This window comes from Chryseobacterium cucumeris, from assembly GCF_001593385.1.
Classification (GTDB): Bacteria; Bacteroidota; Bacteroidia; order Flavobacteriales; family Weeksellaceae; genus Chryseobacterium; species Chryseobacterium cucumeris.
Window position 1 is genome coordinate 208,502 of the sequence record NZ_LUVZ01000012.1, and the last position, 12,122, is coordinate 220,623.

14 protein-coding genes are annotated in these 12,122 nt (G+C 36.9%); 3 read left to right on the forward strand and 11 right to left on the reverse strand.

The window, feature by feature from the left end; all coding sequences use genetic code 11:
- The first annotated feature begins 15 nt into the window (after positions 1–15).
- Complete coding sequence (locus A1704_RS09865; protein WP_062672907.1) at positions 16–906, forward strand: hypothetical protein; 891 nt, start codon at positions 16–18, stop codon at positions 904–906.
- A 15-nt stretch (positions 907–921) separates the two neighbouring features.
- On the opposite strand, the gene A1704_RS09870 is transcribed toward A1704_RS09865, so the two are convergent.
- The 9 genes from A1704_RS09870 to A1704_RS09910 form a co-directional block, all read right to left on the reverse strand.
- Entirely contained in the window at positions 922–1,314 is a 393-nt protein-coding gene (locus A1704_RS09870; protein ID WP_062672909.1) for a hypothetical protein, read from the reverse strand.
- Positions 1,315–1,379: 65 nt separating this feature from the next.
- A complete protein-coding gene (locus A1704_RS09875; protein WP_062672911.1) occupies positions 1,380–2,783 on the reverse strand; it encodes a nucleoside recognition domain-containing protein in 1,404 nt (467 codons plus the stop codon).
- A gap of 309 nt (positions 2,784–3,092) precedes the next feature.
- Complete coding sequence (locus tag A1704_RS09880; RefSeq protein ID WP_062672912.1) at positions 3,093–3,602, reverse strand: DUF6973 domain-containing protein; 510 nt, start codon at positions 3,600–3,602, stop codon at positions 3,093–3,095.
- A 54-nt stretch (positions 3,603–3,656) separates the two neighbouring features.
- Positions 3,657–4,511 (reverse strand): acetyl-CoA carboxylase, carboxyltransferase subunit beta, encoded by an 855-nt coding sequence (gene accD / locus A1704_RS09885; RefSeq protein WP_002982142.1) that lies wholly within the window; start codon positions 4,509–4,511, stop codon positions 3,657–3,659.
- Positions 4,512–4,600: 89 nt separating this feature from the next.
- Entirely contained in the window at positions 4,601–5,671 is a 1,071-nt protein-coding gene (gene fbaA, locus A1704_RS09890; RefSeq protein WP_062672913.1) for a class II fructose-bisphosphate aldolase, read from the reverse strand.
- Positions 5,672–5,741: 70 nt separating this feature from the next.
- Positions 5,742–6,608: an NAD kinase gene (locus A1704_RS09895; RefSeq protein ID WP_062672914.1), complete on the reverse strand. Its 867-nt coding sequence runs from the start codon at positions 6,606–6,608 to the stop codon at positions 5,742–5,744.
- A gap of 1 nt (position 6,609) precedes the next feature.
- Positions 6,610–7,263, reverse strand: a complete 654-nt coding sequence (locus A1704_RS09900) for a CBS domain-containing protein (RefSeq protein WP_062672917.1) — start codon at positions 7,261–7,263, stop codon at positions 6,610–6,612.
- Between the two features lie 187 nt (positions 7,264–7,450).
- Positions 7,451–7,981, reverse strand: coding sequence for an RNA methyltransferase (locus A1704_RS09905; RefSeq protein WP_062672919.1), 531 nt, complete (start codon positions 7,979–7,981; stop codon positions 7,451–7,453).
- Between the two features lie 5 nt (positions 7,982–7,986).
- Positions 7,987–8,607: a toxin-antitoxin system YwqK family antitoxin gene (locus A1704_RS09910; RefSeq protein WP_062672921.1), complete on the reverse strand. Its 621-nt coding sequence runs from the start codon at positions 8,605–8,607 to the stop codon at positions 7,987–7,989.
- A 55-nt stretch (positions 8,608–8,662) separates the two neighbouring features.
- Here A1704_RS09910 and A1704_RS09915 point away from each other — a divergent pair, with 55 nt between their 5' ends.
- The gene (locus A1704_RS09915; RefSeq protein ID WP_238590600.1) at positions 8,663–9,262 is read left to right on the forward strand and encodes a hypothetical protein; all 600 of its coding nucleotides are present in this window, start codon (positions 8,663–8,665) and stop codon (positions 9,260–9,262) included.
- Between the two features lie 12 nt (positions 9,263–9,274).
- Here A1704_RS09915 and A1704_RS09920 read toward each other — a convergent pair whose 3' ends face one another.
- Positions 9,275–10,153, reverse strand: coding sequence for a bestrophin family protein (locus A1704_RS09920; protein WP_062672924.1), 879 nt, complete (start codon positions 10,151–10,153; stop codon positions 9,275–9,277).
- A 264-nt stretch (positions 10,154–10,417) separates the two neighbouring features.
- On the opposite strand from A1704_RS09920, the gene A1704_RS09925 reads away from it, so the two are divergent.
- Positions 10,418–11,290, forward strand: coding sequence for a cupin-like domain-containing protein (locus A1704_RS09925; protein ID WP_062672926.1), 873 nt, complete (start codon positions 10,418–10,420; stop codon positions 11,288–11,290).
- A gap of 188 nt (positions 11,291–11,478) precedes the next feature.
- Here the strand turns inward: A1704_RS09925 and A1704_RS09930 are convergent, their stop codons facing one another.
- Positions 11,479–12,009, reverse strand: coding sequence for a GNAT family N-acetyltransferase (locus tag A1704_RS09930; protein WP_062672929.1), 531 nt, complete (start codon positions 12,007–12,009; stop codon positions 11,479–11,481).
- Positions 12,010–12,122 lie beyond the last annotated feature (113 nt).

The window sequence follows — 12,122 nt, forward strand, 5'->3', positions numbered from 1 at the left end:
GAATTACGTTTTAAGATGAAAAGCTATACAGCAAACAGAAACGAAGAAAATAAAGACAGAGTAAAGAGCGCATTGCTTTCTATTCTCATCTGGGCTGCTATTCTGCTTTTTGTTTTTTTGTATAAATTAAAACCTGAACTGGATAAAGATCCTGAGGTGGTTACTACCATGCTGGTTAATTTTGGTGATAACAGAAATGGAAAGGGGATTGAAGAACCAGCTGAACAGCCTGGAAGTCTTGCCGCTGCAACGGAAGAAGTTACACCAGAGCCCGCAGAAACTCCGGTTCCGGAAACAAAAACAGTTATAAAGCCAGAACCAGTTCCTACTCCCGAACCAAAGAAAACAGAGGTTAAGGAAAAAGTTATTACAGGAAATAATTCAAAAGCTACTGTTCCTAAAAAAGAGGAATCCAAAAAAGCTGAGAAAAAAGAAGCAACCAGCACAAGTACTTCTAAAAATACTAAAAAATCTGGAGCGGCCACTGCCAATTCAAAAACAGGAAATGGTGACGGAAAAGGAACCGCAGCCATAGGCAACCTGATCAAAGGAAGAGGAACCAAAGCCGGAAGCCAGGGAACTGGTGATGGTATCGGAAATGCGGGAGATCCTTTAGGAGGAGATGGAAATGGAGACAGTAAAGTTGGAATCGACAGAAAACTGGTAGGCTATATTCCCGGAACAATGGGAAGAGGAGGAGCACAGCCTTCTCACAGCTGTACAGCAAGTGGATCAATTACTATTGCTTATACGGTAGATAAAGCAGGGAATGTAGTATCCGCAAGAAGAGCCGGCGGGATTTCAGATCCTTGTGTCTCATCCACGTCTGTGGCCTGGGTTAAGAAATATGTAAAAGCAGAAAAAGCCAATACTTCTTCCACCGGAACTTATAAAATTACATTCTAAAAATACAAAAGCACTTTATTCAAGTGCTTTTTTTAATTCATTTATTCTGTTGATAATGGGTAGTGCAAAAATACCACTGGTCTGAAGATAAAGCTCGTAGAATGTCTTGGCTTTATCCTGAAAATCTTTGTTCTGATCATGTCTGCTGTTGAAATAAAATAGATTTCCCAGCATTTCATAATAATCTTTGTGATCTCTTTCCTGTCTTTCATTCACAATCGCGATCATTTCTTCCTTGGTTTTAGAAGCAACCTCTGTGAAGCTCATCTTGAAAATGTCTCTCATCAACGTATCAAAATCCAGTTCTTTCTGCATTAAGCTTTCTTCAGGTTTGTCGAGAATCAATTTTTCTAATGCCTGAGTTAATTGGCGGATGAGTCTTAAGGTGAATTCTTTATCTGTGATCATAATGGATTTAAAGTTTTAAGTTTAATGTTTAAAGTTAATAGCATCTGCTCAACCTGCAGATTTCATTAAGCAAAGAATAAGTAAGCTAATGCAATGGCAGTGATAACGCCGACTAAATCGGCCAGAAGCATGGCAATTACCGTGTATCTTGTATTCTTAACGGCTACGGCACCAAAATATACTGCAATTACATAGAACGTCGTATCTGAGCTTCCCTGAAGTACTGCCGCTAATTTTCCCTGGAAGCTATCTGCTCCAAATGTGGCCATCGTATCCACCATCATTCCTCTGGCTCCTGAACCGGATAAAGGTTTGATCAATGCAGTTGGAAGTCCATCCACAAATCTCGGATCCATATTGGCAACGTTGGCTACCCATTTCATCCCGTCAATAATCACATCAAATACACCGGAAGTTCTTAGTAATGAAATCGCAATCAGCATTCCAACCAGATAAGGAATAATTTTAACACAGGTAGTGAAGCCTTCTTTTGCGCCTTCAATAAAGGCATCAAAAACGTTAATTTTTTTATAAACAGCTCCCAATACAATCGCAAGGAAGATAAACAGAATTAAACCATTGCTTAATACTTTACTGAAGTCATCCAGTTCATCCTTACTCAATTGTACAAGGTATACTACCAATAAAGCAATAATTGCTGAAATTCCTCCTACATAAGCTATTACCACCGGACGAAGAAGATTGATTTTCTGGTATAAAGAAACAATAATCATCGCAGCTAAAGTTGCCGCAAAAGTGGCGATCATGCAAGGAAGGAAAATATCTGTAGGGGTCTTTGATCCCATAGAGGCTCTGATGGCAATAATCGAGACCGGGATCAATGTCATTCCTCCGGCATGAAGACACAGAAACATAATCTGCGAATTGCTGGCAGTATCTTTATTGGGATTTAAAGTCTGGAGACTTTCCATCGCTTTTAATCCAAAAGGAGTGGCAGCATTATCCAATCCCAGAAGATTGGCACTGAAATTCATTAGCATATGTCCGAATGCAGGATGGTTTTTAGGAATTTCCGGAAATAATTTTGAAAAAAATGGCTGAATCAAACGGCTTAGAAGGTTAATTCCTCCTGCTTTTTCAGCAATACTCATGAATCCCATAAACAAGGTCATGATTCCGATAAGACCAAGACAGATCTTTACGGCTGTTTCTGAAGTTCCGATAACTCCATCGGCTTCCTGAACACGATAAACATTTACATTTTGTTTTAAAGAATCAGTTTTATAATGAATTCTGTTGTCTGCAAAATCATTCTTTTTCATCAGGCTGTCTCTTACAATAGGAGAGAGGCTGCTCAAAGGTTGTGATGCAATCTTCACTGTATCACCTCCTTTTCCCACCACCATATCATTGAAAATGGTTTTGTAGTTACCTGACGAAACATATTTTATACTGGCAATGGCAATGGCAATAATAATGAAAGCCGACCAAATTCTGCTGAGAACCATCTGATTGATTTAATTGTTTAAACTTATCAAAAATACTTTAAACCACAAAAATAACTAAAGTCTTTTGTTATTCCGGTGCCAAAGAGAACTGATGATGGTCTCTAATCTTAAAGCTTATTGTTAACGCATTGTTCACAAAGTTCCTAAATAATGGGGAAAATGATTTTTCTCGTTCGCAAAGGCGTTAGCACTAAGCAAAGAGAATTTAAGTTAAAGAGCATTGCTGAATGAAATGCCCTTGCGAACAAAAAATATGCATTAAGTTTTTAGATTTTCCTTACGCTCTCTAGCGTTTAAAACTAAAATGATTTACTCTTCCATATAAACAAGATATCCTTTAAAATCATCATCAAGATTCTTCAGAACTTTGGCTTCATCCATTTTTTTGATCAAAGCATTTACAAAGAAGCTTTTTTCAAAGAACTGGCGATGAATTCCGGGTAAAATTTCCATAAAATAATCCATTCCGATTTTGTTGTTATGGAGATCCATTTTGGTTTCCAAAGGCTCATTAGGGAAGAGTTCTTCATGCATATCTGTGATTCTTTTACAAAAATCCAGCGCTTTTTTAGGGGAAGAGATCTTGCAGCAGTACATCATAATGAAGCAGCACCACAGCGCGTGTCTGAAAGCATTTCCAATTCCATTGTTGGAGGCCGTTGCAGGGAATTTTTTCTGTGCAATGGTAAACGCTTTTACTGTTGCATAAAAACTCAGTAAAGCGAAAAGAGGATGAGGAAGGACAAGTGATAAAAGACGGATAATCTTTTTGAAACTCATGCTTCGGATGGTATTGAAAAATATCTTAAAAGTCCTCATAAATAAAAATCTCTCCCTAATTAGAGAGAGATTGTATTGTTTTTGTTACAGATACTATGCTTTTACAGCTAATAAATTAACTGTTTTGGCAACAGTATCCTGAATTTCAGTTCTTTTTACGATGAAATCTACAAATCCTTTTTCCTGTAAGAATTCTGATGTCTGGAATCCTTCAGGTAAGTCTCTACCGATTGTTTCACGGATTACTCTTGGTCCTGCGAAACCAATCAGTGCTCCCGGTTCTGCCATAATGATATCAGCAGTCATTGCGAAAGAAGCAGTGATTCCTCCGAATGTAGGATCACAAAGATAAGCGATGTATAAAAGTCCAGCTTCAGAAAGCTGAGCTAATTTAGCCTGAACTTTTGCCAGCTGCATCAAAGAGTAAGTAGCCTCCTGCATTCTTGCTCCTCCGGACTGACAGATAATCATATACGGAAGTTTGTGTGCAATACAGTAATCTACTGCTCTTCTGATCTTTTCTCCCATTACAGAACCCAAAGATCCACCAATGAAAGCAAAATCCATACAAGAAACTACCATTTCAGTTCCTTTTACAGTTCCTACAGCGTTTCTGATAGAATCTGTAAGCTTTGTTTTAGCTTTTACTTCTTTCAAACGGTCTTTGTAAGGCTTTGTATCTTTGAAGTTTAAGATATCAATACTTTCAACATTGGCATCCAGTTCGGTAAATTTACCACCGTCAAAAAGGATGTCAAAAAATTCTGCACTTCCTATTCTTACATGAAATCCGTCTTCAGGAGAAACATAGTTATTTCTCTTTAGTTCATCATGTTCCACTACTTTTCCGGATGGAGTCTGATGCCAAAGGCCTTTGGGAACGTCTTTTTTCTCATCAGTAGAAGTGGTAATGTTTTTTGCTTTTCTTTTAAACCAGTCGAATGCCATTTTTGCTTGTATTAATGTATAAATGTAAAATGTACCAATGTAAATGCATTCCTATGAATACTTTTTACATTGGTACAAATGTACAGTTCTTATTTTAAAGTATCTACGTTATTTAAATCTTCAAATGCTTTTACCAATCTTGCAGAGAATGTGTCTTCACCTTTTCTTACCCAAACTCTTGGGTCATAGAATTTTTTGTTAGGTTTTTCTTCTCCTTCAGGATTTCCGATCTGAGCTCTTAAATAATCAATATTGTTGATCATATAATCTCTGATGCCTTCTGTGTATGCAAACTGAAGGTCAGTATCGATGTTCATTTTGATAACTCCGTAGTCGATAGCCTCTCTGATCTCCTCTAAAGTAGATCCTGAACCTCCGTGGAATACAAAGTTGATAGGTTTTGCAGCTGTTCCGAATTTTTCCTGAACATATTTCTGAGAATTGTCAAGGATTTTCGGCGTAAGAACTACGTTACCTGGCTTGTAAACTCCGTGAACGTTACCGAAAGCAGCCGCGATTGTGAAGTTATCAGAAATAGCTTTTAATTTTTCATAAGTATAAGCTACGTCTTCAGGCTGAGTATATAATTTTGAGTTATCAACGTCTGAGTTGTCAACACCATCTTCTTCACCTCCTGTTACCCCGATTTCTACTTCAAGAGTCATCTGAAGCTTAGCCATTCTTTCGAAATATTTAGCAGAAATTTCAAGGTTTTCTTCTAAAGACTCTTCAGAAAGGTCTAACATGTGAGAAGAGTAAAGAGATTTTCCTGTCTGCTTGAAGAATTCTTCGTTAGCATCCATCAATCCGTCGATCCAAGGAAGTAATTTCTTTGCACAGTGGTCTGTGTGTAGAATTACCGTTGCTCCGTAAGCTTCTGCAAGAGTGTGAATATGTTTTGCTCCAGCAATTGCTCCTAAGATTGCAGACTTTTGTCCGTCATTGCTTAATCCTTTCCCTGCATTGAAAGCAGCTCCTCCATTTGAAAACTGAATAATTACAGGAGCGTTTAATTTCGCTGCAGTTTCCATTGTAGCGTTTACGTTGCTTGATCCAATTACGTTTACTGCAGGTAATGCAAATTTGTTTTCTTTAGCATACTGAAAGATATCAGTAACTAACTGACCTGTGGCAACTCCTGCCGGAAAAATTCTGCTCATGTTTTACTTTTTATTATAAATTTATTAGGTGTTTTAATTTCGTGTAAAGGTAATCATTTTTAAGAAATTACTAGTTTCTTTTATCTCTGCCCCAAAGGAGCTTCTGACGGATGGTTTCATAGAAACTCAAACTGTTGGGCTGCACCAGAAGAAGCTGGAATTTTGCCTTTTTAATGATGATTTCCTTGTCGGTTTCTATATGTATCAGTCGGGAATCTAAGGAAAGAGAGTATTGCGGTACGCGGCTTTCCACCCTGAATTTTATTTCTACTTTATCATTCACAACCAGCGGCCTCACATTCAGATTGTGAGGAGCAATTGGAGTAATGACAAAATTTTCGTTATTGGGAGAAATGATAGGGCCTCCGCAGCTCAGAGAGTAGGCGGTAGAACCTGTAGGTGTTGAAATGATCACGCCGTCACCCCAGAATACATTCAAAAATTCGTCATTGATATAAGAGTCAACGGTAATCATGGAGGTGGTTTCTTTTCGGGAAACGGTAACGTCGTTTAATGCGTAAGGAAAAACTCCCTCCAGTTTTGGAGAAACCACTTCAATTACAGAACGGCGGCTTGTTTTTACATTTCCTTTTAAGATGGAATCCAGTTCCTTAAAGGCTTCTTCTTTCGTGAAAAAAGCTAAAAATCCAAGCCTTCCTGTATTCACTCCAACCACCGGAATTTCAAGATCTTCAATAAATGTCAGAGAGTTGACAATGGTTCCGTCTCCACCAAACGTGAAAAACAGATCCACTTCCTTATCCAGAAGATCCTGTTTGGAATTGAAAGTTTCGAATATTTTTGAAAACTGAAGTGCTTCAGCCATTTCATCATACAGAACAGATTTTACACCTCTTGCTTCAAGTTCAGAGATAAACTTGCTTAAATATAAAAAAGTATCAAGATCTTTTTTCTGAGAATATATGGCTGCCTTCATGTTATATTTCTATGAATTTTTGTAAAAAACCATAACGGTCTTTAAACAGATCGGTTTTCTCATCAGAATAATATTTTTCAACGATTCTGTAGTCATACCGGTCAAAAGTAGCGTCTATCGAGGCCAGATTTTCATTGCTGATCTTTATGGTGACCTGAACTACCTCTTCAGACATAAAGCTTATAAATCCTCCGTAAAACTTCGAATTGTTGCTTTCGACGATGTTGGTAATTTCCGTCATTGAATATTTTCTGGCCGGAGTTTCTACGGTAAGAATAGCTCCTGTTTCTGAAAATAAAGGATAACGGGAAAGGTCCTGAAAAACATCTTCACAGGTAATATACCCCAGATATTTTTCATTTTTATTAATCACCGGAATCACATTGGAGCTGAAAGTATAAAACAGGCGGATGCTGTCCATGACATTGTTGTCCTCCAGAATTGCAAACCGTTCAATCTGGTGTTCCAGATCCTTCAGTATTCCTCCATCTTCTTCATACAGGAAGTCCATGGCAATGGCTCCGAAGAAGTGATGAGATTTTTTGATGAAAACATGAGAATATCCGAAGTCTTCCAACAGGTTTCTGGCCGACTCTATGGAGTCAGACAGGCTAAAACATGGAAAGTCTTTTGAGATATAGTCCTTGATAAACATTGTGCTAATTTATAAAAAATTAAACGAAACTTTTTCTGAAAACCTTACTTTTTTTAAGATGAAACAAAAAAAATGCCGTCAAAATTTGTTTGTAAAAAAAAATAAAGTACCTTTGTCGCCTTTCATTTTTACTTTTTATTAGATTTATTTCAAACTGCACTGTCTACTAAGGACATATGCAGTTTTTTTATTTTAATGCTTTTGCAAATTCCCACATCACAATTCCGGCGCACACACTTACATTAAGAGAATGCTTCGTTCCAAGCTGAGGAATTTCTAAAAATACGTCAATATTCGGAAGTACTTCATCACTGATTCCTTCTACTTCGTTTCCTAAAATTAAGGCATATTTTTTTGATCTGTCGATGGTGAAATCTGTAATAAGCTGACTATCGGTAGTCTGCTCGATCCCGATGATTTCGTATCCTTTGCTTTTCAGATCAGCAATCGCGTTGTTGGTATCTGCGTCATGAGACCAGTCTACACTTTCCGTTGCTCCCAATGCCGCTTTATGAATCTCTCGGTGAGGTGGCTGCGGGGTGATTCCGCAAAGGATTATTTTTTCAATTAAGAAGGCATCTGCCGTTCTGAAGGCTGCACCTACATTGTGCATACTTCTGATATTATCTAAAATGATGACCAACGGAATTTTTTCAACCTTCTTAAATGTTTCTACATCTATTCTGTTAAGTTCTTCCAGTTTTAGTTTCTGTACCAATTGTATTATTTTGTTGAGATTAATTTTCCGTCTTTATAGACCTCTGTTTTTTCTATGCTTCCGTCTTCACGGTAATGAACTCTGTTGCCGTTTCTTTTATCGTTGGCAAGTTCAGTTTCACGCTGTAATTTTCCAGATGGATAAAAGACTTTCCATTTTCCGGTAGCCAGCCCGTTGTCATACTGGCCAATATCTTTTATTGATTTTCCATCTTCATGAAAGGTCTTGCTTTCTCCCTGTAATTTATTGAATTTGTAATTGGAAATTTCAGTTATTTTACCTGCAGGAGAATAAAAAGTAGCGGTAAGGCTGTTATCATAAATATTCTTCTCTCCATTTCTGAAAACTTCCTTGGAAGTAAGAACTCCATTTTTATCAAAATACGACCATTCTTTTACTTTGTATCCTTTTTTATATTCTCCTTTCGACTGCACTTTTCCGTTATCATAATAAAAAACAGCATCGCCATCCAGTTTCCCTTTTTTCCATTCCACAGTATTTTTTACCTGGCCATTGTCATAAAATTCTTTACAGGCTCCTTCCTGTAATCCGTCTTTATATCCACAAGGTTTCTGTGCCGTGATCAGGACAGCAGTGGAAAAAAACAATAGAAACATGTACTTCATAGCTATTTTTAATTCAAAAATAGTAAAATACTTATATTTGACTCAAAAATATACTATGAAAAAATTATTCACATTATTCATATTAATATGGGGATTTATTTACCTGGAAGCACAAAATACTTATTATCCTCAAGCTTTTTTTGATAAAAAGCTCGCAAGAGACATGCTTGGATTTGGAAACTCTACCATTGAAGGAGTGGCTTCTACCAAACAAAAAAACAACTGGGGAATCAAACCGTTACTTGGAGAAAAGCATTATGCTCCCAAAGGTACGGTTGTCATGCTTTTTCCTGTTACTCCTTATTTCCAGGAATTTTATGACATGAGAAGAAAATATGAAAATAAAAAGACCACCGTATATATGTCAGAAGAGGCTTTTAAATACAGAGTGGAAGCTTTAACCGATGACCATGGGAGATTTAAATTTGAAAAACTCAAACCCGGGAAATATTATCTTGAAACCATTGTCAACTTTACTGCAACGGCAAGTTATCAGCAGCAGACAGGAACCTCAGATGCTTATAACGGCTATGGAGCTTATCTGTATTCCACTCCTATATACAGTACCTTTTTCTACGGATATTCTGCTGCCAACAGGGAAAGCAAATTTGTAGAGATAAAACAGGATGGCGAACTTAAAGAAATCAAGCTTTAAAAGCTTGATTTTTTATTTTCTGATCATAATCTGCTGTACATTTTTCTCAATGTTCTGAGCTAAGGTTTCCATAGGAATATCATTTTCATCATTATTGAACGGGTCTTCAATTTCTTCTGCAATAAGTTCAAGGCTCATCAATACATAATACACAAAAACAGTAAGCGGAATCATAAAAAGCCCTATTGTAATAACGTAAGCAATAGGAAGCGCAAAAACATACAGAATAATAAATTTCTTGATGAAAGAAGAATAGGAATAAGGAATCGGTGTGTTTTTGATTCTTTCACAACCTCCACATACATCCAGAAAGCCGGAAAGCTGGGTATCTAAATACAGCATTTCAACTTCAGAAACTTTTCCTTCTTTTTTTAATTGATTCAGTTTATGGCTTAATAGAATAACAATTTCACTTGGTCCATGGTTTTTCAACGAATTTTCAATTTCAGAATAATCTTCATCCAAAGCCAGCCTTGTAGATTCCTTGGAAAGGTGTTTGGCTAAAAAGTGCGGGAAATATTTTAAATATCTAGCAATCTGCTCAGCATCCTGGCGGTTATCGCCAAGAATCGTATTGATTTTTATGGCAAAGTTTCTGGTATCATTCACCAGTTTTCCCCAAAGTTTTCGACCTTCCCACCATCTGTCATAGGCAGTATTCGTTCTGAAAACCAGCAAAAGTGAAAGCACAAAACCCAGCAGAGAATGAATCATACCTACATTACTCACTCCTGATTTTGTGGTAAGGTGCAGATATTCAACTTCCAGATACTGAATTCCCCAGGAATATAACCCTACAAGAATCATACTCGGGAAAAGAATTTTTAAAGTATCACTTTTGTGTAAACTGAAAAGGATTTTAATGAAATGTTTGGTATTATAGACTCTCATAAACTCGCTTATTACTACAAATATAATTTTTTCATCTGAGCTCTGCTAATTAAGTAAGGAAGTCTGAAGACGGAAGTGAGAAGTTATGGAAGCCAAAGAAGAAGTTTGAGTTTTCCATAAAAAATCTTTTAAGCAATGATGTATAAAGGTTTGCAGACAAATATTAACTTCCGGCATCGATCTTCCAGCTTCCAGCCTTTTTAATCTTAATTTTCTCACGTTTCAAAAAAACACTATTTTTAGTTCGCATTAAATACAAAATACATGATCCTCGAAAACGTAGATATTGTAAATGATATCAGTAAAGAAGATTTTCAGAAAAATTATTTTAAAAAGCAAAAACCTCTTTTGATTAAGAATTTTGCCAGCCGGTGGGAGGCTTTTGACAAATGGAATCTTGCCTACATCAAAGAAAAAGCAGGAGATCAGGAAGTTCCGTTGTATGATAATAAACCCGCAGATGCTGCAAAAAGTTCTGATGCTCCGGTTACCCGTATGAAAATGAAGGACTATATTGACACCATCAAAAGCAAGCCTTCTGATCTGCGAATTTTTTTCTATATCATTACAGACAGGCTTCCTGAGCTGCTGAAAAACTTTACTTACCCTGATCTTGGAATAAAATTTTTTAAAAGACTGCCCACATTATTCTTCGGTGGAAGTGAGGCCCATGTTTTAATGCATTATGATGTGGATCTGGGTGATTTTATGCATATCCATTTCGAAGGAAAGAAAAGGATTTTATTATTTGATCAGAAGCAGTCGCCCTTTTTATATAAAGTTCCTTTATCCGTTCATACCATTTACGAGGTTGATTATGAAAATCCGGATTATGAGAAGTTTCCGGCGCTGAAATATGCCAAAGGATACGAAATCTTCATGGAGCATGGTGATGCCCTTTTTATTCCCGGGGCATTCTGGCACTTCAACAGATATCTGGAACCAGGTTTTTCTCTTTCACTGAGAGCTCTTCCCAATAAACCCAATGTCTTTGCCAGTATGCTCTATCATGTTTTCATTATGAGGTACACGGATAAACTAATGCGTAAGCTTTTCAAAGCCAAATGGGTGAATTATAAGCAGAAATGGGCCTACAAGAAAAGTTCCGAGGCTTTGGAAAAGCATCTTTCTAAATGATAAGAATTAGAGTTTAGATAATTTTAACGCATTGAACGCTAGTTTAATGCTTATCTGTTTATAAAGGTTCGCAAAGGCATTTCATTCAGCGAGAAAAGCAATTCAATTGCTAAATGAAAGCCTGTGCGAACGAAAATAAGAAGCATCAATATCAATTTTCTTTGCTTCCTAGCGTTAAATTTTTGAACTTATTTATTGATAAGCCCGAAGATGGTTGCATCTACGAATTTCCCTTTTTCAAAGAAATAATCTTTCAACGTCCCTTCTTTGCTGAAATTTAAAGAAGTCAACAGTCTTTCAGAAGAAATATTGGAAGGGTCTATGAAAGCATCTACACGGTGAAGCCTCATTGTTTCAAATCCGTAGGTTAAAATAGGAAGAATGGCTTCTTTCATATAGGATTGCTGCCAGAATTTGGGATTGAGTTCATAGCCGATTTCTGCTCTGAAATGTTCCCTGTACCAGTTGTGATAGCCGCAGGTTCCAATAACTTTTGCGGTGGATTTCAGTTCCAGAGCCCATCTGAAGCCTTTTCCCTTTTCGAATTCACTGTTAAAATGCTGGATGATGCGACGGGAGTCGTCTTCCGTCTTGAAGGTATCCAGATCATAATATTCCATAACTTCATCCAGAGAAAAGTATTCAAAAAGATCTTGGGTATCATTAAAAGTAAGCTGACGCAAAATAAGCCTTTCAGTCTCTAAAACAGGAAATTCCATGAATAATGTGATTTGATGGCTGAAAAATACGATTAATTACTGATAAAGAAAAGTATAGAAGATTAACCCCTAAACAATTCTCTTACCCTGAATTTATTTTTTTAAATTTGGGG

Bases quoted from the DNA above. Each gene is read 5' to 3' on its own strand.
- A1704_RS09865 (WP_062672907.1), top strand. From the start codon at position 16: ATGAAAAGCTATACAGCAAACAGAAACGAAGAAAATAAAGACAGAGTA.
- A1704_RS09870 (WP_062672909.1), bottom strand. From the start codon at position 1,314: ATGATCACAGATAAAGAATTCACCTTAAGACTCATCCGCCAATTAACT.
- A1704_RS09875 (WP_062672911.1), bottom strand. From the start codon at position 2,783: ATGGTTCTCAGCAGAATTTGGTCGGCTTTCATTATTATTGCCATTGCC.
- A1704_RS09880 (WP_062672912.1), bottom strand. From the start codon at position 3,602: ATGAGGACTTTTAAGATATTTTTCAATACCATCCGAAGCATGAGTTTC.
- accD (WP_002982142.1), bottom strand. From the start codon at position 4,511: ATGGCATTCGACTGGTTTAAAAGAAAAGCAAAAAACATTACCACTTCT.
- fbaA (WP_062672913.1), bottom strand. From the start codon at position 5,671: ATGAGCAGAATTTTTCCGGCAGGAGTTGCCACAGGTCAGTTAGTTACT.
- A1704_RS09895 (WP_062672914.1), bottom strand. From the start codon at position 6,608: ATGAAGGCAGCCATATATTCTCAGAAAAAAGATCTTGATACTTTTTTA.
- A1704_RS09900 (WP_062672917.1), bottom strand. From the start codon at position 7,263: ATGTTTATCAAGGACTATATCTCAAAAGACTTTCCATGTTTTAGCCTG.
- A1704_RS09910 (WP_062672921.1), bottom strand. From the start codon at position 8,607: ATGAAGTACATGTTTCTATTGTTTTTTTCCACTGCTGTCCTGATCACG.
- A1704_RS09915 (WP_238590600.1), top strand. From the start codon at position 8,663: ATGAAAAAATTATTCACATTATTCATATTAATATGGGGATTTATTTAC.
- A1704_RS09920 (WP_062672924.1), bottom strand. From the start codon at position 10,153: ATGAGAGTCTATAATACCAAACATTTCATTAAAATCCTTTTCAGTTTA.
- A1704_RS09925 (WP_062672926.1), top strand. From the start codon at position 10,418: ATGATCCTCGAAAACGTAGATATTGTAAATGATATCAGTAAAGAAGAT.
- A1704_RS09930 (WP_062672929.1), bottom strand. From the start codon at position 12,009: ATGGAATTTCCTGTTTTAGAGACTGAAAGGCTTATTTTGCGTCAGCTT.